Origin of the sequence: Exiguobacterium sp. KKBO11, assembly GCF_001644945.1 — a bacterium.
Taxonomy (GTDB): domain Bacteria; phylum Bacillota; class Bacilli; order Exiguobacteriales; family Exiguobacteriaceae; genus Exiguobacterium_A; species Exiguobacterium_A abrahamii.
This window is the reverse complement of record NZ_LUCU01000057.1, coordinates 1-18243: the sequence shown is the minus strand read 5'-3', so window position 1 is coordinate 18243 and position 18243 is coordinate 1. Positions and strand designations below refer to the sequence as shown.

General features: G+C 47.7%; 27 protein-coding genes. 11 read left to right on the top strand and 16 right to left on the bottom strand.

The annotated features are described in order from the left end of the window. Positions 1-33: 33 nt before the first annotated feature. Complete coding sequence (locus AYO36_RS17150) at positions 34-939, bottom strand: methyl-accepting chemotaxis protein (RefSeq protein WP_064300909.1); 906 nt, start codon at positions 937-939, stop codon at positions 34-36. A 261-nt stretch (positions 940-1200) separates the two neighbouring features. Here AYO36_RS17150 and AYO36_RS15295 point away from each other — a divergent pair, with 261 nt between their 5' ends. After that, positions 1201-1617 (top strand): hypothetical protein, encoded by a 417-nt coding sequence (locus AYO36_RS15295; protein WP_064300908.1) that lies wholly within the window; start codon positions 1201-1203, stop codon positions 1615-1617. A 203-nt stretch (positions 1618-1820) separates the two neighbouring features. On the opposite strand, the gene AYO36_RS15290 is transcribed toward AYO36_RS15295, so the two are convergent. Both AYO36_RS15290 and AYO36_RS15285 read right to left on the bottom strand, forming a co-directional pair. Further along, a complete protein-coding gene (locus tag AYO36_RS15290; RefSeq protein ID WP_064300907.1) occupies positions 1821-2015 on the bottom strand; it encodes a hypothetical protein in 195 nt (64 codons plus the stop codon). After that, positions 2012-2305: a hypothetical protein gene (locus AYO36_RS15285; RefSeq protein WP_064300906.1), complete on the bottom strand. Its 294-nt coding sequence runs from the start codon at positions 2303-2305 to the stop codon at positions 2012-2014. Before AYO36_RS15285 ends, AYO36_RS15290 begins: the two co-directional genes overlap by 4 nt. A 74-nt stretch (positions 2306-2379) precedes the next feature. Between AYO36_RS15285 and AYO36_RS15280 the strand changes: the two genes are divergently transcribed. Next, entirely contained in the window at positions 2380-2706 is a 327-nt protein-coding gene (locus tag AYO36_RS15280) for a DUF3139 domain-containing protein (RefSeq protein ID WP_064300905.1), read from the top strand. Positions 2707-2774: 68 nt separating this feature from the next. Here AYO36_RS15280 and AYO36_RS15275 read toward each other — a convergent pair whose 3' ends face one another. The 3 genes from AYO36_RS15275 to AYO36_RS15265 all read right to left on the bottom strand — a co-directional run bounded on the left by AYO36_RS15275 (position 2775) and on the right by AYO36_RS15265 (position 4546). After that, positions 2775-3023 (bottom strand): hypothetical protein, encoded by a 249-nt coding sequence (locus AYO36_RS15275; RefSeq protein ID WP_064300904.1) that lies wholly within the window; start codon positions 3021-3023, stop codon positions 2775-2777. A gap of 34 nt (positions 3024-3057) precedes the next feature. Beyond that, positions 3058-3234, bottom strand: a complete 177-nt coding sequence (locus AYO36_RS16845; RefSeq protein WP_156501870.1) for a hypothetical protein — start codon at positions 3232-3234, stop codon at positions 3058-3060. Between the two features lie 562 nt (positions 3235-3796). Beyond that, positions 3797-4546 carry an SDR family NAD(P)-dependent oxidoreductase gene (locus tag AYO36_RS15265; RefSeq protein ID WP_064300902.1) on the bottom strand — a complete coding sequence of 250 codons (750 nt, stop codon included), beginning with the start codon at positions 4544-4546 and terminating at the stop codon, positions 3797-3799. Between the two features lie 82 nt (positions 4547-4628). On the opposite strand from AYO36_RS15265, the gene AYO36_RS15260 reads away from it, so the two are divergent. Further along, positions 4629-5036: a MerR family transcriptional regulator gene (locus AYO36_RS15260; protein WP_035397549.1), complete on the top strand. Its 408-nt coding sequence runs from the start codon at positions 4629-4631 to the stop codon at positions 5034-5036. On the opposite strand, the gene AYO36_RS15255 is transcribed toward AYO36_RS15260, so the two are convergent. Next, positions 5006-6079 carry a threonine aldolase family protein gene (locus tag AYO36_RS15255; RefSeq protein WP_064300901.1) on the bottom strand — a complete coding sequence of 358 codons (1074 nt, stop codon included), beginning with the start codon at positions 6077-6079 and terminating at the stop codon, positions 5006-5008. The two genes, AYO36_RS15260 and AYO36_RS15255, sit on opposite strands and share 31 nt — an antisense overlap. A gap of 124 nt (positions 6080-6203) precedes the next feature. Here AYO36_RS15255 and AYO36_RS15250 point away from each other — a divergent pair, with 124 nt between their 5' ends. Further along, positions 6204-6881 (top strand): hypothetical protein, encoded by a 678-nt coding sequence (locus tag AYO36_RS15250; protein ID WP_064300900.1) that lies wholly within the window; start codon positions 6204-6206, stop codon positions 6879-6881. Positions 6882-7081: 200 nt separating this feature from the next. Then, the gene (locus AYO36_RS15245; protein ID WP_029341604.1) at positions 7082-7375 is read left to right on the top strand and encodes a hypothetical protein; all 294 of its coding nucleotides are present in this window, start codon (positions 7082-7084) and stop codon (positions 7373-7375) included. A 58-nt stretch (positions 7376-7433) separates the two neighbouring features. Here the strand turns inward: AYO36_RS15245 and AYO36_RS15240 are convergent, their stop codons facing one another. The 4 genes from AYO36_RS15240 to AYO36_RS15225 form a co-directional block, all read right to left on the bottom strand. Beyond that, positions 7434-8570, bottom strand: a complete 1137-nt coding sequence (locus AYO36_RS15240; RefSeq protein ID WP_064300899.1) for a GGDEF domain-containing protein — start codon at positions 8568-8570, stop codon at positions 7434-7436. Between the two features lie 134 nt (positions 8571-8704). After that, positions 8705-8950 (bottom strand): phage holin, encoded by a 246-nt coding sequence (locus AYO36_RS15235; protein ID WP_023468184.1) that lies wholly within the window; start codon positions 8948-8950, stop codon positions 8705-8707. Beyond that, positions 8947-9582: a M15 family metallopeptidase gene (locus tag AYO36_RS15230; protein ID WP_064300898.1), complete on the bottom strand. Its 636-nt coding sequence runs from the start codon at positions 9580-9582 to the stop codon at positions 8947-8949. Before AYO36_RS15230 ends, AYO36_RS15235 begins: the two co-directional genes overlap by 4 nt. Next, positions 9582-10337, bottom strand: a complete 756-nt coding sequence (locus AYO36_RS15225) for a helix-turn-helix domain-containing protein (RefSeq protein ID WP_064300897.1) — start codon at positions 10335-10337, stop codon at positions 9582-9584. The genes AYO36_RS15230 and AYO36_RS15225 overlap by 1 nt, the downstream gene beginning before the upstream one ends. Positions 10338-10427: 90 nt before the next feature. Between AYO36_RS15225 and AYO36_RS15220 the strand changes: the two genes are divergently transcribed. Further along, on the top strand, positions 10428-10925 hold the full coding sequence (locus AYO36_RS15220; protein ID WP_064300896.1) for a DinB family protein: 498 nt from the start codon (positions 10428-10430) through the stop codon (positions 10923-10925). A 36-nt stretch (positions 10926-10961) separates the two neighbouring features. Here AYO36_RS15220 and AYO36_RS15215 read toward each other — a convergent pair whose 3' ends face one another. Both AYO36_RS15215 and AYO36_RS15210 read right to left on the bottom strand, forming a co-directional pair. After that, entirely contained in the window at positions 10962-11447 is a 486-nt protein-coding gene (locus AYO36_RS15215; RefSeq protein WP_050677834.1) for an NUDIX hydrolase, read from the bottom strand. Further along, positions 11444-11977: a DUF402 domain-containing protein gene (locus AYO36_RS15210; RefSeq protein ID WP_197484542.1), complete on the bottom strand. Its 534-nt coding sequence runs from the start codon at positions 11975-11977 to the stop codon at positions 11444-11446. The genes AYO36_RS15215 and AYO36_RS15210 overlap by 4 nt, the downstream gene beginning before the upstream one ends. A 155-nt stretch (positions 11978-12132) precedes the next feature. Between AYO36_RS15210 and AYO36_RS15205 the strand changes: the two genes are divergently transcribed. After that, positions 12133-13242 (top strand): GGDEF domain-containing protein, encoded by a 1110-nt coding sequence (locus tag AYO36_RS15205; protein WP_064300894.1) that lies wholly within the window; start codon positions 12133-12135, stop codon positions 13240-13242. Between the two features lie 82 nt (positions 13243-13324). Next, positions 13325-13573, top strand: coding sequence for a hypothetical protein (locus tag AYO36_RS15200; protein ID WP_064300893.1), 249 nt, complete (start codon positions 13325-13327; stop codon positions 13571-13573). A 46-nt stretch (positions 13574-13619) separates the two neighbouring features. Here the strand turns inward: AYO36_RS15200 and AYO36_RS15195 are convergent, their stop codons facing one another. The 3 genes from AYO36_RS15195 to AYO36_RS15185 are packed head-to-tail and all read right to left on the bottom strand — an operon-like array spanning position 13620 to position 16135. After that, a complete protein-coding gene (locus AYO36_RS15195; protein ID WP_064300892.1) occupies positions 13620-14306 on the bottom strand; it encodes a polysaccharide deacetylase family protein in 687 nt (228 codons plus the stop codon). A gap of 17 nt (positions 14307-14323) precedes the next feature. Further along, positions 14324-15451: an MGDG synthase family glycosyltransferase gene (locus AYO36_RS15190; RefSeq protein ID WP_064300891.1), complete on the bottom strand. Its 1128-nt coding sequence runs from the start codon at positions 15449-15451 to the stop codon at positions 14324-14326. A gap of 54 nt (positions 15452-15505) precedes the next feature. Beyond that, the gene (locus AYO36_RS15185; RefSeq protein WP_058704058.1) at positions 15506-16135 is read right to left on the bottom strand and encodes a DedA family protein; all 630 of its coding nucleotides are present in this window, start codon (positions 16133-16135) and stop codon (positions 15506-15508) included. A gap of 215 nt (positions 16136-16350) precedes the next feature. On the opposite strand from AYO36_RS15185, the gene AYO36_RS15180 reads away from it, so the two are divergent. From AYO36_RS15180 to AYO36_RS15170, 3 genes are read left to right on the top strand one after another with little or no spacing between them, the layout of a single operon-like run. Next, positions 16351-16893 carry a GNAT family N-acetyltransferase gene (locus tag AYO36_RS15180; protein ID WP_064300890.1) on the top strand — a complete coding sequence of 181 codons (543 nt, stop codon included), beginning with the start codon at positions 16351-16353 and terminating at the stop codon, positions 16891-16893. Positions 16894-16919: 26 nt separating this feature from the next. Further along, on the top strand, positions 16920-17723 hold the full coding sequence (locus tag AYO36_RS15175) for a hypothetical protein (protein ID WP_064300889.1): 804 nt from the start codon (positions 16920-16922) through the stop codon (positions 17721-17723). Further along, positions 17689-18084, top strand: coding sequence for a hypothetical protein (locus AYO36_RS15170; RefSeq protein ID WP_064300888.1), 396 nt, complete (start codon positions 17689-17691; stop codon positions 18082-18084). Before AYO36_RS15175 ends, AYO36_RS15170 begins: the two co-directional genes overlap by 35 nt. The last annotated feature ends 159 nt before the right edge of the window (positions 18085-18243 follow it).

Sequence of the window (18243 nt, the reverse complement as noted above, 5' to 3'; positions counted from 1 at the left end):
CCTCACATTGCTGAAATATCGCATGTAATTGTTTTAAATGAACGACCGGAAATCCTCTGTTTGCTGCTCGAGTTGTCGTGCGACCTCTTCGATTGCGGTAAAGCGTTGCATCGTTTCTTTTACCGTCGCAAGGCTCGACGCGACTTCGAGATGGGACGCTTCAATCTTTTTCATCATCGCCATGATTTGACGATTCATCGTTTCCGTATTCGTGCGCACTTCGATAACTGCACTGCCGACTAGGTCCGATAAGTTTTTGACTTCACTTGCAACGACCGTAAAGCCTTTACCGTGTTCTCCAGCACGTGCCGCTTCGATTGCTGCGTTCAGTGACAACAGGTTCGTCCGGGCAGCAATCTCCTTGATCGTATCAGCAATCTTCGTGATCTCGATGGCTTGGTCATACAGCGTTTCGAACGTCTGTTGGTTTTCTGCCGTTTCACTCGCGATCGTAGTCATCGTCTCTTGAAGCTGGTTGCCCTCTTTCGATCCTTGAACCGATTGCAAATTCAGTCCTTCAGCAAGCGTCTGGAAGCTTTTCGCATATCCTTGCACGCGGTCGATCCGGTCCGTAATGTTACTCGCAATCTTGACGACACCGACGACCTCTTCTCCTTCAAAAATCGGCATGTAGGTTGCTTCAAGCCACAAGATGTCGCCCCGGGCATCGACTCGTTTGATTTTATCCGCTGTACTGAAGCCCGAAAACAGACGTGTCCAAAAGTCCTGATACTCACGGCTGTTCGCGAATTCTGGTGTGCAAAACGTATGGTGTTGTAAGCCAATCATCTCGTCTCGTTTATATTTCATCGTTTTCGCAAACAAGTCATTGACGTCGACGACGCGTCGTTGGCGATCAAAACAGATCATCGCGACGTTTGCTTCAAGGCTCGACAAAATCGCTGGTGAGCGTAGCGGTCTCGGTAAGGTTTCATTCATGGTGTCATTAACTCCTTCTATGTATCGTTCATGTACTAAGACAGTTTTTCAAAAGAACAATCTGTACCTATCTATCGTCATCGATTGACCTTTTTTATAGCTGAATCGGCGATTATTCAAGTTGTTTTTCACGAAAACGAAATCACTTCGATAAAAATATTGTGACAGTTACAATCGATACACCATGGCATTGTCAAAAAGCGTAGTAGATGCTACATTTATTTATGTAGTAAACACTACATCTTTAAGGAGGAAATACAAATGACACATGATAAGCCCCCTCTATTCTCGAAAGGACAAACTATCGTCTTGGTCGTACTTGGTGCAGCATTTTGGTTCGTCGGTGCCCTGTCAGTCAGATTCGGATCTGGAATCGGCATGTTCGAAAATGTTGGAAACGTGATTGCCTTCCTGATTGGTTTACCGGTTTCGTGGATTTCCGTCATCATCATAAAAAAAGTTGCATGCTTGAATGCTGAACAGATGGTGCCGGGTGTCAGTCTCGGACTGTTAGTGGCTACATTTTTAGACGGAATCGTTCTAACGTGGGGCACATCTCTGTATGGAACGGATCCCTTACTCGTTGGACGTGGGGCAGCATGGATCCTTTGGGGGGTCTTCGCCTTTCTTGCTGCTGCTTTCATCGAGGCGAGACGAATGGGATATAAAATGATCTAAGGCGATGAAATGTGTTCTACAGGACGACAAATAACACAAATAGACCATTGGACTCGTCACTCGTCCAACGGTCTATTTGTGTAAAAGCAGGTGAATTCCAGTGCGTCGGTGAAAAAGATAATAATCGGAATCGTATCGTGATTATCTCGACGATTTAGTTCGGTGGGGTCATATTTAAACAGAACGATTGACTTCAAATGAAATCAATCGTTCTTCGTCTCTGCTTCAGCCTTTTCGATTTGGGCTGATTTGAAGTTGAGATATATGGTATACCCTACTGTTACTATTAAAAAAATGATGCCATACCCGAGTTCCCAATCGAATCCAAAATATAAGATTGACGATGTGATGACGACAATGAGAACTAACCGAATGCTCGATAAATGATACTTACTCATGATTTCGCTCCTTTTCTACCGCCACCGAAGTAGATGTATGTCACGAAAAGAATCAACGTCCACGTAAAGACCGCGAATATGATTTTAAATAAACCGTCAGGCAGTATTTTTGAGATATATAACAGGGTCATTAGGATTGAAAACGTTAAATGGTTATTTCTCATTTGTGTCGAGAGCTTATCCCAATTGAGCAGTACAAGTAATACTGCTACCGGTGCGAGGAGTGCTGCGAGAATGAAAAACGGTACGTTTCTCATATAGTACGGTATCTCATCTTTGTTATTTTCCATTATCAATCGCTCCTCATCCACATACGTATAGAACACCATCTTCTCACTCAATTCATCGAAACGGATGTGATTGTATGAAAAAAGAAGTACGTCCACTCATCTATACACTTATCGTTCTCGTCATCTTGATAGCTGCCTATCCGACTTACCTCTTCGTTTTTAAAACGATGACCGAAATCAAGATTGAACGAATGTTAGTTGAATCAGGATACGACCAAGATATTTCAAAAAAGGAAACGGTCTTTGAGTCGAAGACCGGAAGATACGTGCTGGAAATCAAATACACGAATGAACCAGACTATACATACAACTATGAAATCGTCGAAGATCATGTACTGACGACTGTATACGACCAGCATCATGTTGAAGTGACTGGCTCCGTTCAACATGAATTAAAGTAGACATCGTACTTTAAATAACAATCGAGCCCATTCAGCGATCGCACGAATGGACTCGATTTATGTACCTCTTAACATTCTTCTTTCATGTTCAGTGATGCTGCCGAGCGAATCGTAATTTGTTTTGTAGCATCATCGATGGATATGACACAATCCCATGTCGGCTTTAACTGAAGGACATCATTTCGATCCAACCACAAGACCGCAGTCAGTTCCATGAAGTCCCCCATCACTACCATTTTTCTCGCCTTCTCATCAATGACAGCATACAGTTCATCATCTAAGTTGATTTTCCAGTCAAAAAATTCATTGACGCTCATTCTCTCTCTCCCAATTCTTTATACGTTCTTTAGATCATTCCGCCGTAGAGAACGTAATCTTCCATTTTTTCCGCGCAATCAATACTACGATCAGTGAAGCCAACAAAGATATTTTCAGCGTCGTATCACTGATGAGCTGTAGCCCGTAATGCAGTGAAAAGAGCGTCGTGAGTAAGAGAACGACGAGTCCTAAGAACATCATGTTTTTCATTCGATCACCTCTTTTCCAATGGTCATTTGACGTTACTTTCAATGTTTTGACATGTTTCGTACAACTTGATTCCCCTTGTTTTAAAATCCGCGATATGTTTAAACTAATACAAGAACACAAAAAAAGGAAGTCATTCATGATAAATAAATCCATAAAATACTTTTTATTGTCATTTATGTTGCTTGTTATCATCTTGAATCTCTTGAATGGTCGAGTGATTGAAAATGAGCGATTAACGTTAGCCGTGAACATCGCTATCGTGCTGATGGCGTTATTTTTTATCAGTTTGAGGTTTTCAAAGCGAAAACGTAAATAGAATACTTATCGCTCCAAAAAAAGTATGTAAAGGTGGTTAACTCGTGGGACAATTCATGATTTTTGGTGCCTTGATGAATCTTCTGATCATTGGCGCAGTCGTCTATGTCGTATGGAAATTAGCAAAAAAACTCTTTAAAAAATAAATGATGGATGTCCTTTTTTGATTCATTCTTGAAATTCGTATCGATCATGATTACATAAGCAAGGTCCCTTTCTCATTCGAAAAAGGGGACCTTGTTCTATTTTATCCTGCGTAGTTGAACAACGGACCACGCAATTCAAACTCATACGTCTCACCGTCGACGATGCCGACGATCGCGTCACTTTCGATCAACTGATGCAGGAAGCCTGCCATCTCAGCCGCCGTATGGTACTTTTTGACGTTCTTGCTGTAGTCGAACCCTGCTTCGCCGCGCGAACGATCCGCAAACTCTGTCTCAGTCGCAGCTGGTGCCAGTACTTTCGCCCGGAGTTTTGCCCCACCTTTTTGCAGTTCTTGCGCTAGCCCTTCCGTATAGGCACTGACATAGAACTTCGTCGCGCAATACGTGACCGCGTTCGGAACGATCCGGTAGCCACCTGCTGACGAGATATTGACGAGTGTCGTTCCTTCAACGTCATGATGATCGCGGACGAACAGACTCGATAGAATCGTCAGCGCCTCGATGTTCAAGCGAAGCATTTTCTCGATTTTCCCGAGCTCAATGTCCTGGACGAGATCAAAATCGCCGAATCCAGCATTGTTGATCCACGTCTCGATGTCGAGTTCCTTTAGTCCCTCATATAAATCATGGACATTTTGGTTATCTGCGAGATCGACCGACTTGAGGATGACATCACTATCTGGTGAGATTTGTTTGACTTCATCCCGAAGTTTTTCGAGCTCAGACGTCCGTCGCGCGACGAGAACGAGTGATTTCCCTTTTCCTGCGAGTAGTTTTGCCGTCTCATATCCAATTCCCGAACTTGCTCCTGTTATGACCGTGTACTTCATGTAGCATATCCCCTTTTTGATTTGGTATAGTGAGAGTCTAATCCTTAGAGTGAACTCTAAGTCAAGCAGAAAGGTGAGATGTATGTATACGATTTCTGAAATCAGTCGATTGACCGATACGAGTGCCCATACGATTCGCTATTACGAGAAAGAAGGGCTACTGTTTCCGAAGCGCCAGAACGGTCAACGTCGATACGATGACCAAGATGTGACGTGGCTTCGGTTCGTCCTTCGCTTGCGCGAAACGCATATGCCGATCGAGCAAATCCGTTCTTACGTGACGCTGTTTCTTGCTCACGGCGAGCAGGATACGACGCAAGAACGGCTCGCATTGCTTGAAGCCCACCATGCGAACGTCTTAGCACAACTAGCAGCATTACAAGAAACGGAGCGAATGATCGCAGAAAAAGTCGACACCTATCGTCGCCTTCATCCTACGATTCCCGCTCCTGATGTTGTTCAATCCTCTGAGAACGCCTCCGTCAATTGACGATAGACTGTTTCACGCTCGTCAGGCGTCAACGTAAGAAAACTGTCGCCGATGTTGATTTCCGTCGCACAGCCGCTATCTTTCTCAACTAGATAACCAGCGATACCAACTTTTCCGTTCGACTGGATTTCAATCAATTTTTCTTCGACGACTGCTTTTTCTGCCTTGAAGTAGAGATGAAACATGTTCGAGACTGGCTCTAGGGGACGAGTCGAGATGCCCGAAATCGCATTCAAACTGCTCGCAAGCTCCTTTGCGGCTGCATGGTACTCTGCCATGTCGTCTTTTCGTTGTTCATAATAATGATCGGCAGACAGAATATACGGATATAGACTAATTAAGTCACCGCCGTAGCGACGTTTCCAGATCCGTGCCTCTTGGCAAAACGTTTCTGGTCCAGCTAAGATTGCTCCTGCGACGCCGCCGAGTCCCTTATAAAAAGAGATGTAGACACTGTCAAACAGTTGCGCGATGTCCTTTGCTTCTGCCTCATAATACGGTAAGACCTCAAGTAAACGGGCACCGTCCAAGTGAAGACGGATTCCTCGTTCACGGGCATACGCACAGATTACTTCGAGTTCTTCACGCGACGGAAGCAATCCGCCGAGTTCGCGTTGCGGTAGTTCGAGTAACAGACAACTGACGTCCGGCAAAGCTTTGACGTCGTCTATCGTCATCAACCGATCCGCTTCTCCGATTAGTACTGGTTCGATCCCGTGCAATTTCTTTAAGCCGTCCTGTTCATGGATTTCGAGATGACAGAGCGGGTGATACGCGACCTTACGATTGTTCTGTTCATCCGACCAGATACGTAGCGCAATCTGTTGCGCCATCGTGCCACTCGGGAAAAAGACCGCATCGTCGTGCCCGAGTAAGTCTATCATCTTGCGCTCGAACGTCTTGATTAATTCGCCATTGCCATAGATGTCACTTGGTTGATCAGCCGAGACAGTTTGTAGCGCTTCTTGTAACACGCCGACCGTCCGACTACCATGTCCATCTAAACGTTTCGTCGTTTCTTGGTAACTCGATCGTAAATCCATCTCTTTCATTCCTTTCTAAATCAATGACTATTTTTTGAAAAAATCAAAATATTCCCTCTCTACTTTTGCTATACTGTGTAGCGAAAGTCTGGTAAACGTACTCGTCAAAGGAGGTGTCCCTATCGTGCAAACGCTTCGCACTCGCCTATTGCTTCTTATTCCACTTGTCTGCCTACTACTACTTACCATGCAACAATTTGTCCCGTCGCTCTATACGTCACTGCTTGGAAGAATTGATCCAGCAACGAATACATATTGCGTCGACCGTTGCGGTCCAAAGGAATCGATCTTCGATACGATCGAAGAAGGAACGTCTTATGGTGAAAGCACGGTCACGATGAGCGAAGTCGATCCACCAGCTCCATGGTTCCGGACAGGGTTCGATTCTTCGGTGACGACACCTCCTTATCTTCTCATACTATGTCTCATTCTCCTGTTTTGTAGCTGGTTTTTCTGGCATTATCTCCAGTGGTTGCGTCGACCTCGTATCGATCCATCAGGGTATGTGCTTCCGCCACGATTTCCAATCTTCATTTATGAGACAAAAGACCTGCCTGCTGACTCGATTCGAAAACAACTCGCTCACTTTAATGCACAATTGCCACTGTCCTTACAACGCCGGACCCACGAGACGGTAACGGAATGGTTTGATCGGATTGCGTTCCCATCTCCTGTTGATCCGCTCTACTTTGAAGTGCGGTATGGGAAGGTACCGGTCATCTCGACGCATCAATTGACCTTCTTCGCCCAAGCGATGGAGCAGTATCTTCGGACATGCCAAGTTCAATCATCGATCTCTTGAATCCTGCCGCCCTGCTCATTGAAGCTCGGCGGTTTTTCTTTTGCTGTCGAGTAGGATGACATCTTAAAAAAACGTTTCAAGTGTTTTTAAAGTTTGGATTGACTATTTTTCAAAATCAGACGATTAGTTGCCAGAAAACTGGGTAATATAGACTATAGTAGAGAAAAAGTCGTTCAACCAGGAGAGTGAGGTGAGAGAAGATGATCAGTGCACAAGAAGCCTATTACATCAAGAAGGAATTGAATGAAAAATTCGAGGATCCGCGGATTTCCTGTGATTTTTCAATCTTTTCACTTGAACCGTTCCAACTTCTCTTGCACGTCCAAGAAGATGTCGATGAGCTCAGTACTGAAACACGCTATGGCTTAAGCCGCAAGATTCGGTCCCAGCTCAAACAACTCGATGCACGTGTCGGTGGTGTTCCCGTCAAAGCGGTCTATGTCATATCGGCGCCTCTCATTTCCGATCGATCGTATTGCGTCATTTTACAATGAAAAATCCCTCACGTGAGCATCTCATATCACGTGAGGGATTTTTGTCGAATTCATATTTTCAGCCTGCCATGTCACCGATTTGGTTCCGACCATTCTCTTTCGCCCGATACAACGCTTGATCGGCTTGGTCGATCACCTCTTTTTCCGTCGTCTCTGCTCCGGGTACAAGCGACGTCAAGCCAAGACTGACACTGACCCGGCAAAGTGGTTCATAGCGTTCATGTACGATATTCAAGTCGAGAATGTCCTGTCGGATTCGTTCTGCAATGCGCCGGGTTTCTTCTGCTCCGCGCGGCAACAAGACTGTGAATTCCTCCCCACCGTACCGTGCGACTTGTCCATGCCGTGCTTGACGCTTCAGGACGCGGGCGACTTCTTTTAAACATTCATCCCCTTTTAAATGACCATACGTATCATTGTACGACTTAAAGGCATCGACATCGATCAAAATCAGGGAGAGTGGTGTCTGGTGCTGTTTGGCTTCTTCGAGGAGTTGCTCCAATCGTTCATCGAACGCTCGTCGATTCGGAATGCCGGTCAAGGCGTCGTGAAGCGAACGATGAATCAAGGCTTGTTTGCTGCGTTCCATCCGAAACGTCTGGATGAAGGCAATCAAGACGATGACAGCGATGCTTGCAACGACGACGATGACCCATTTCGCAGCACTCGATGCTTGTTCGGAACGATTCGTTGCTTCGGCAATGATTCGGTTGACGTCCGCCCGTAGACGGGCATCGATCGGACGAAATGTCTCGATATATTGCATCCCTTGATAGCGTTTTGCCTCAGCGACTGCTTGATCCCCGCTTCGAACGAGTGCCAGTTGGGCATCATAAAACCGGGTTGCCGTCTCAATTCGTGGGATCGCTTCCGTCCGGACGAGCTTTCGCATGATCGGATGATTCTCATCGAGTTGATTGAGTCGCTTGACCGTTTGATCAAGCCGATCAATCGTCCGATCATACTGGGCTAGATCCGCCTCGTTCGGTGAGAGGATGTAACTGCGAACGACCAGTTCAAGATTTAGTAACGCCGGAAACAACTCTGCTGCTTCCGTCGAGATCGGAATCGCCTCGTTTAAGATGCGTGCATTCTCTCGTTCGATTTTTAGGAAAGCTTGATAGCTCCAGACGCTTGTAAATAAAAGCGCACAGAGTGCCAAAAACAAATAGCGCTGCAACGTTGACCATTTCACAAAAAGACCGACCTTTCTTTCTCTATCTACTTGACTAAAGTCTATCCCTTATATCGGTGTCTTGAAATCAAACTGTTAGTCGTTTGTATGAAATAATGCCCGTTGCTAGAACATTCCAAACGCTTCCAGCCTTCTTAATCGGTCAGGGATGTGTTTTCCAGCTGTTCCTGTGACTGCCTTCGTCTCAGTGCTCGTTCTGTCACATCATTGTTCTTCCACCAAGCGACGAGTAGACCGACCAGTCCGATCAGACCCGTCACGAACCGTTCGACGTCACTTGACGATACTGGCAATGCTGTAAAACCGAGCGTCGGTAAGAGTAACTCAAGAAAGACATAGAGCGGAATCAAGAGACGGATCCACGCCTGAAGACGAATCATGGTGACACCGGAAAGAGACGACGCCATGTTTGCGGACCAACGATCCCGTCAGCGACTAGACGACACGTCTGTTGGAACGTTCGAACGGCGTGCGTCAATCGGGCATCAAAGACTCCCGTCACCACAAGTCCCAAGCGTTTTTCAAGGGCTCGGACGAGTTCCGGTGCTTGGATTTTTTCCCGTAGATAGTGTCCCGGTTTTGGCACATGATGGCGGGCAAGACTGACATGATCGTACAGTTCAAAATGTGGGTAGTCGGGAAAACGAGACCAATCCCCTCCCCAGTCCATTCCGCGTCGTTTCATCGCTGCAACGATTCGCCGGAGTCGCGCGTCTGGCGGAGAAAGGAACAATGCCCCATCCTGATAGAGAAAGACGTCGATTGCGACTCCGAAATTATGGTTTGATTGTCCACCGCGGGCTTGCGTCACGATGGGTCCTGGTGTCGTCCGTCCTTTTGCGTACAATACGTTCTGTTCCGCGATGCTCCGAAAGCTTTGCGCTATACCGAGCTTGATTCCTTGCGGATACAGCTCTTGAATCACGTCACGCGCGATCCGGATGACAGACGAATGCATGCTAGGAGCGGATAGTTTTTGATTGGCACGTCGGAGTAATTCTTCTAGTTGCATCAAGCTCCCTCCCTTGTCAGTGCTTGTAATAATTCTGCAATTTCGGCGTCGTCAGGTATGGTCTGTTTCTCTTTATGGTGTGCTTCATATGCTCGTTGCGCTGCTTTTTCTCGTTCCATCCAATTCGGTAATTGAAATAATGAAGTTTCTCTTCTTGAACGTTTGGTTATTCGTTTCCGCCGTTCAGCTGGTAATCCGGTCGCGAGACGCTTGACGACTTGTTCGATGTAACCGAAATGACGACTGTTCGCCCGCGCTGCCTCTTCGATCGCATACTGGATTCGCTCAATCGGATGCTCTGATGCAAGCTGTAGCAATTCCTGCTCGATTCGTGGTGTCGCTTTACCTAGATTCGTTTCGTACTGCTGCACCAGTTCCTTTTTTAAAGTCGTTTTCTTCAAGACTTCTTCTTCGGAGTCAGCAGAAACCTCGGGGGCAGTCGTCTCGTGACTCGCCGGGGACGGTGTGTCGACACGGGGCAGGACACGGTAAGCATTCGAGGTCTGTCCCCCGTGTTTCGTGAACCGTTCGACTTTCTCGATCCGACCGCTTGCAATCAAGGACTGGATACACGACTTGACCGTCGATTTACCGCACGGAACAGCGTCGGCGATCGTCTGATAGGACGGGAACGCTTGACCATCCTGACCGCTGAAGCTCTCAAGAATCAGGTAGATCATCTTTTCATGGACGGACGCAAATGCCGTCCCGCTCCGTAAGAGCGTATGGGGAACCGGAAGATATGGGACTTGCATGGTGATTCCTCCTTTCTAGGAAATATGACAGGAAGAAGTCGAGGATTGTTCGAAAAGAATAGGGAGATATTTTTTGAGAGGAGTGACAGGATGGACGAACTATTCACCTATTATCTAAAGGAGCTTGATCACTATCAGCCGGATTCCTTGATCTATCATCTCGATCATGACACATGGTCGATCAGCCAGATGTACGACCATCTGATCGTCGTCAGTCATGAGTATTTAAATGAGGTCGAGTCGTGCCAGTTCGCACCCGTGACCACGTCCGGAAAGTCACCGTTTGGCGAAAGGCTGTTTGCTGCCGGTGCGTTTCCGGCGACACCGATTCGGTTACCGGATGCGATGAACGCACCACCGGACGAGACGGCTCGCGTCGACCGATTACGGACGCGTTGGCTTGAGTTGACCGATCGTCACACTGCACTTGCTTCCATCGCAGAGTCGGCACCCGCTGACCAAAAGACGCACCACGGTGGGATGGGCTGGTTGAATGCCGCTGAGTGGTATGCTCTCGTCACGTATCATCTCGCGCACCATCGCCACCAAAAACGACGGCTTGATGCTGCGTTAGCGAATCGGTTATAAGAAAAAGCGCTCTCCGTTAACGAAGAGCGCTCCTGTTCATTTCAAGACGTCCCAACTCGAAAAGTGTCGTGCCTCAAGATCGAGTTGCTGTTCCTCGATCCAGCGAAACGCTTCGAGTACGAGCGGTGACGCGTTATCAATTGAGACGTCACTCGCCTTGACCCAGCGAGCACCGAGCGAGTCTTGTCCGACAAATTGTTCAGGGATACAAAGCGTTCCACCCGTCTGTCGGACGAGATAAAAGACGGCGATGTGATGGACTTCTTCGAACTCGCGCCAATCCCACGGAAGCTTGAAGTCCGCGACGCCGATCTGCCGTTCGAGTGCCACCTCGAGCCCTGTCTCTTCCGTAAATTCCCGGCGCATCGCCGTAGCGAGCGTCTCCCCTTCTTCAAGGCTCCCCCCTGGTAAGTCATAGCGATTGATATACGGTCCACCATTCTTGTCGATGACGAGTAAGGCATCATCCTTCATCAATAATCCATAGACACCGAATGCCCGGTGACAACGAATCGTCTTCATGTGTCATTCCCCCTTCTCTTCATCTGCAGGACGGTCGGGATGAACGGATCCAAAAAGCCGTCAAACGGAAACTGCTGCTGCGCGATTCGCTGTTGTAGGTTCAGTAACGATGCACGAGCTCGTTTAATCACATCAGTCGGATAGTCGTACAATTGTTGGTTCTCTAAAAATTCGTCCTCGTCGACGACCGTCCACACTCCCTCTCGATGGACGAGATCGAGATCCAGATCAATGAACGATAAGGTATTTCCTTGAAGTACCGGCGGTAAGCAAATGTTACAGTAGTACGTCACTTCTCCCGTCCGCTCTATATCGAGACCGACCGTAAAATCAGCATCAAGCGGATAGAATTCCAGACTATAATTGTCATATGTATAAACGGCTTCGCGACGATAATGTAAAAGTGTCCGTCCTGGCGTATTCGCGACGAGCAGATACGCTTCCGTCTGAACAAGAACGTCTCCGTCCCACGAGTAGTGCGGACGTCCGTCAAACTTCCGCGCTTCAATCGTTAGATGTTTTGGTTCCAACCTCATCACTCCCTTTCCCTAAAGCTCTCTTATTTTACCAAATGATCATATCGAAGCAAGTCTTTACCTGATTTACTAAAATTTTGAGTGTCTCTCGTTGACATCCTTTATCAAACTGCTATCGTGAAGGTATCATACTCAAGGATGTGGAACCGATGTTCATTGCCGAGTTGTTATTGAATGCTTGCATCGCCTTCACCGGCTTTTATTTGATTGCCAAAATCATCTATAGTCAGCGTCTTGCGTCAAGTAGCTTGAAAACCCTCATCGTCGGTCTCGCGACCGGGCTGCTCGGGGTGCTGTTGATGTTTAAGGGGATCGCCGTCAACGAGTCGTTACGGATGGATTTGCGGCATTTGCCACTCGTTCTGCTCGCTTTTTATGGCGTCCGTTCGCCACTGATCATCGCGACGCTAATCATCGGCTGCTCTCGGTTCTACTTCGGCTGGACACCCCAAGCAGTCGTCGCCTTTCTCGCAGTCCTTGGCATCAGCTCCGGGATGTACTTCATCCATAAACGGTTGCTCCACCGACCGTTACTGCAAAATCTCATCATGAACGTCTGGGCCTTGTTCATGATCTCGATTGCTGTCTCAATCAATCTCGGCTTTAGTGACGCCGCTCTTCGCTTGCTCGCTTCGACATGGACGATCGGACTCGCAGTCGGACTGTTATCGAGTCTATTGACGATTGATTTTCAGTTGCTCAACGAACAGGTGCAGCGCTACAAACAATCAGCGGAACTTGATCATTTGACAGGACTGTACAATCGCCGTGTTTGGGACGAACGGACGGCGTTGCTCGAAGAAGAAGGACGTGTCTACAATGTGCTCGCACTCGACATCGACCACTTCAAGCATGTCAACGATACATACGGGCATGCGAACGGTGATCTCGTCTTACAACAATTCGCACGGATCTTACAGGAAGAAACGCGTCCGCACGATATCACGGCGCGCATCGGTGGAGAGGAATTCATGGTCCTCGTCTATGATTTGACGCCTTCGAAAGTCGCGAAGGTCGCTAACCGAATCCGGGAGCGAATCGCGAACACGCGCTTTCAGCTCGACGGTTTTCCCGCCATCTCGATCACAGCATCCGTCGGCATCGCCCATGGGAAACACGTTGCTGCCCAGCGGATGAATATCCTTGCCGACGAAGCGTTATATGCCGCCAAGGAACAAGGGCGGAACCGTGTCATTCTGTACGAGGTCGATGCTGAGGCAGCCATGACGACACAAGACCGCGAACCGGTCCGTTCTTAATCTTTATCATACGCATTCGATTATTGAGTAGATTGCGCTGGATGATGCAAAAACAGATCATCCATCCATAAGGAGTGAAGCAATGAAATCCGATTTTGAGTTCATGACGACATCAGAAGCGATTCTATTCGTCAGTTCCTTGTTCATGTGGCTGTACATTGGGCGTCATTTCGTCATGATCACGACGTTTGATGACTTATTTTTAACACAATCGTGGTGGTTACTACTTCCGCTCATCACCTTCATCTTATTCTTACGCTCGTTCGTCGTACGACGCTTGATCCTCCATCATAGTCAAGCAGACGAGGACGACATGTCACGCAATGCTTAATCCATGCAAAAGAGGACTTACCATGAAACCGGTAAGTCCTCTTTCTTTATGCTTGATCGATTCGCCGAAACTGTAAGCCGCGTGCTTTCCACTCCGGCAAGAGTTCTTTCAGCGCCGCAATCGTCTGCACGGGTGCTTGTGGATCTGCACCGAACGTATCCCCATTATCATGGAGCAAGATGATGTCTCCTTCTGACACATTTGATAGCAGCCGTTTGATTTTTGCCTTTCCGCCCTCTAGCTTCCAGTCCTCTGCCATCTTCGACCAGAGAATCATGTTGTAAGAAGGAGGACAAAGGACATCTCCAGCATTAAGCGCACCCCACGGTGGACGATAGACCGTCGGACGTTCGCCCGTGATCCGTTCAATGATTGTAGCCGTCCGCTCGATGCCTGTCCGGACGGTCGACGGTCGCATCGACCAGTTCGGACGATGGATATAATTGTGGATACCGACTTGATGCCCTTCTTCGTGCATCCGGCGAATGAGGTCCGGATGTTCTTCTGCTTTATGACCCACGACGAAAAACGTCGCATGAATGCCTTCTTGTTGTAAGAGATCAAGAAGTTCTGCCGTATAGACAGGATCTGGACCATCATCGAACGTCAAGGCGACGGATCGTGAGTCCAGTGATTTCGTCACGCGCCATCCAAAGACGCGTGACGCCATATACGGAACGACCGTATAGGCGAGTGTCGCGAGAACTCCCGCTGTGACAAGACGTGAACGCATGTAAACTAACTCCCTTATTATCCATTTACTTTTTGACGACGATCTTGCAGGCAACCCGCAATCCGTTCAGCGAAAAATCGCTGATCGGCCATGACGCGATCATTTTGATACTGTGTGACCGCTTGTTGCCAAGCGTGCATGACGTCCGGATTCTCAAGCGTCCGACGGATGACGTCCGCGAGTGTATCCGTTTGATTAAAGGAGAACGCAAGCCCTTTCTCCATCAAATACGTGCGATTGATTTCTTCTTGCCCCGGTAGGACGTGTTGAATGAACAGCGGTATACGTTTTTCGAACGCTTCGCTAACCGTCACGCCACCCGGCTTCGTGACGATCGCATCCATCCGTTCATACAGTTGATTCATCTCATCCCTTGAATCGATATAGGCGAGTGGATGGATATGTGGATGACGTCGCGTGGCTAGTCGTTTATAGAGCGTCTGATTGTTCCCGCACAAGACATGAAAATCTGCTTCCGCACACTGTTCGATTTGCGTCAGCAACGTCTCGAGTTGACCGAGTCCACCGTTTCCGCCAGCAACAAGAATTTGTTTGCGGGACTGCGTCGAACGAATGATGGAACCACCAGAAATTGCTGGATGGACAGGGATTCCTGTTACGAACAACCGCTCTTTTGGTACAGCATGGTGCGCGTGCAATTCCCGCCTCGCCTCACGATTCGGCAACAGATGATACTCGATATGCTTCTTTCCCCAGACGCGACTGACGAATAGATCGGTATAGGCATTGATGACGGGTACATCACAAAGGTTTCGTTCCTTCAATTGATTCAAGAGATAGGACGGAAATGCATGCGTACAGATGATGACATCCGGTTGTTCCGTTCGGATGATTCGTAACATTTGCTGTTGGAAATAATGCGACGTCCATCCCCTTGAGCGCGCGTTACTTGAACGCCCGGCAATATGCCGATGGTAAAAACGACTATAACCGTTTGAGAAATGTCGGATCCAGTTCAGATAAAACTTCGATGTCACCCATTCCGCGAACGGGCTGATCGTACTGAGTAACTCTACTTCCTTGACTTCAACATCTGGTCCCTGCAATCGTTCGGCGATGGCTTCCGCGACGAGATGATGACCGGATCGCATCCTTAAAAAAGGAAAGATCACTATTTTTTGCATCGTATGTCCACTCCTTCAAACTATCCGCAAAAATCCTTTAAAAAGAAGTATCGCTTAGTCTTCTTTTCCCGCTTGGTTTTTCCCTGAAACGACTCGTTTTTCAAGCCGTTTACGCTTGAGCCATTTGACGAGTACACCGAGCAGGAACAATACGAGTAAGGCAAGTCCGAAATACGGTACGACTTCCGGCTTGATATGGAACGTCTTCCCGGCAAAGTGACCGAGTAAGACGAAAGGAACGACCCATAGCGCGGAACCAAGTGCCGACACCCAGAAATAACGACCGAACGGAATCTGCTTCATCCCCGCAAAATACGGATTGATTTGCCGCACGCCCGGAATATAAAGACCGGCGATGATCGTCCGATTGATGCGTCCCATGTAGCCGTTTGACACCCGCTCCCAGCGCTCCCTCGTCAATCCGATGAACCGACCGTATCGTAAGACGGTCGGTCCAAAGAAGCGCCCCGCGCCATATGCCGTCAACATGCCGACGTACGTTCCGGCGAATGCCGTCAAGATTGAATAAATCAAACGTTCTTCGTTCTGACCACTTAAGATACCAATCAGGACGAGTAGTGATTCTTCCGGTGCCGGGATCCCGACGATGCCAAAAAATAAAAAAATGAAAATAACGCCATATCCATAGGCATCGAGATACTGGTTGACCGTATCCATGTTCATGTTGTCACGTCCTCTACTGCTGTCTCTCTGTACTGTTTCATCGTCTTCTGACTATGTATTCGTTCCTGTTCATGCAATTCCTTTTTTAGAAAAATTAAAACCCGTTTTCAGCTAAAAATTGACCTGTTCTCGTACCTCTCCTCGTGACAGTTCTCAGCATTTAGGAGATGATGAAGAGAGTGAACTATATCTTTAAAGATAGAAGGAGGATGACGATGAAAGAGACTGAACAATTGAAAATTCGCCCTCTCTCGATCGAGAGTATTCCACTCGTCAATGATGCCAACGATCCGTTTCCAATCATCGGACACATCGTTCCGCAGTTTTCCGGTACCACCTGGTCCTACACGGAAGAACTTTATGAAACAGTTACCGAGACCCATTTCCCGGACGACCGTCTCGATTGGTCTACTTATATTGATCATAAAGATCGTATCGTCCTACTCGCCTTCTCCGGCACTTCTTGTATCGGTCAGATTCGTCTCGTACGTGACTGGAACCGTTTCGCCTACATCGAGAACATCGCCGTCAAACAATCGTTTCGTAAACTAGGCGTCGGACACCAACTGCTCGCCGCTGCGACGAAGTGGGCACAGCAACGTGAGTTGATCGGTCTGTCCCTTGAAGCACAGGACGATAATCTGATAGCTTGCCGGTTTTACGCGCGAGAAGGCTTCGTGCTCGGTGGTGTCGATAGCCTAAAACAATCCGCCAATCCAGACATCGATCTGACGCTGTATTGGTACAAACTATTTTGAGCAACAAACGGAAAGGACTTATTTCTATGGCATCAATCGTAAAGAACAGTTTCATTTCCGCGATATTGTTCGCTTTCTTGTACGCACTGATTGCTGGGCATGAGATGGGGGATCCAGCAATCTACGGCACGTCCTTCACCGACTTCTTCCTGATTGGTCTACTGTTTGCCGGTCCAGTCATCCTAATCGGCGCACTCTTGACAGGAGGGCTGCCGCGCCTGTTATTCCGTTCGACTATCTCATTCGCACAACGGATCATCCTCAATCAGGTCGTCGCGTTGTTCGCAAGTATCGTCCTCTATCTACTTGTGCAACCCAATCCATTTTCGTTCTATTTTGTCTTGTTCTGTTCTGGAGTAGCATTAGTGTATCTTCTTGTCTCCGAGTCGGCACGGAAGTATCCGTCATTTCTCCCCTATCTGTTCGGGTGGCTTGGTCGGACCGTCCTCAGCTTCTTTTTGTTTCTTAACTTGTTTGGTTCGATGACGATGATGGTGCCGTTTTTGTCCTACACGGAGCAGTTGGTCAATGAACAGTTGGATGCTGTCATGCTACTGTTCTTCAGCAGCATCGCGATGGCTGACTTACTGTTAGCTGTCCGTTTCACGAAGCGTACGCTTCCGTGGACGACGCATCTCCTCGTTCATCAAGGCACGGTCTTCGTGTTTGCTGGCGCGTTCATTTTATTCACTTCACTTCCTGCGGTATTTTTCACCGGAAACGTAGTCGCTGCCTTTTTATATGTGATGGTCACTCGCTTATTCAGCGTCATGAAAACCGGGAAGGAGGAACACCATGATCCGTCTATCATTTCGACTACTGATGAGTAATTGGATTTTTTTAATGCTGTATCAACATCTCCCGTCGTCGCCGCGGCTTATGCCCGAGACGGACGCTGGGTATTATTCAGGTGTTTTTGAGACATTGCTGTCGTTTATGATTGTCATCACGGTCGGCGGCATCCTGACTGACGCGATTCGTTACTTCGGCTTCCGAACGCGTCCACTTTCCTTTACATCACATCTCTTCCTGAATCAAGGCATCGCCTTCCTTATGGGTGGCATCTTATTAATCGTCTTCAATGGTCTGTTTCAACCGCTCTATTTTCAGGCGATCGCGAGTAGCGCCGCCTTCCTCTATTTTTTAATGACACGTTTGACATTACTATACAAAAAAGATTCAGTTGTTTGAAATCAGCCACATTCTTACATTTTTGTTAGGTAAGAATGACAGACTAGGTACTATACTGAATGTATCGTTCATTGACACTCCCACGGCTAAAGCCGCAAGCCCACACCGTTGGTGAGGGTGGGATTCTCAAGTGCTTGGCGGACTCAATCCATTTCTGCT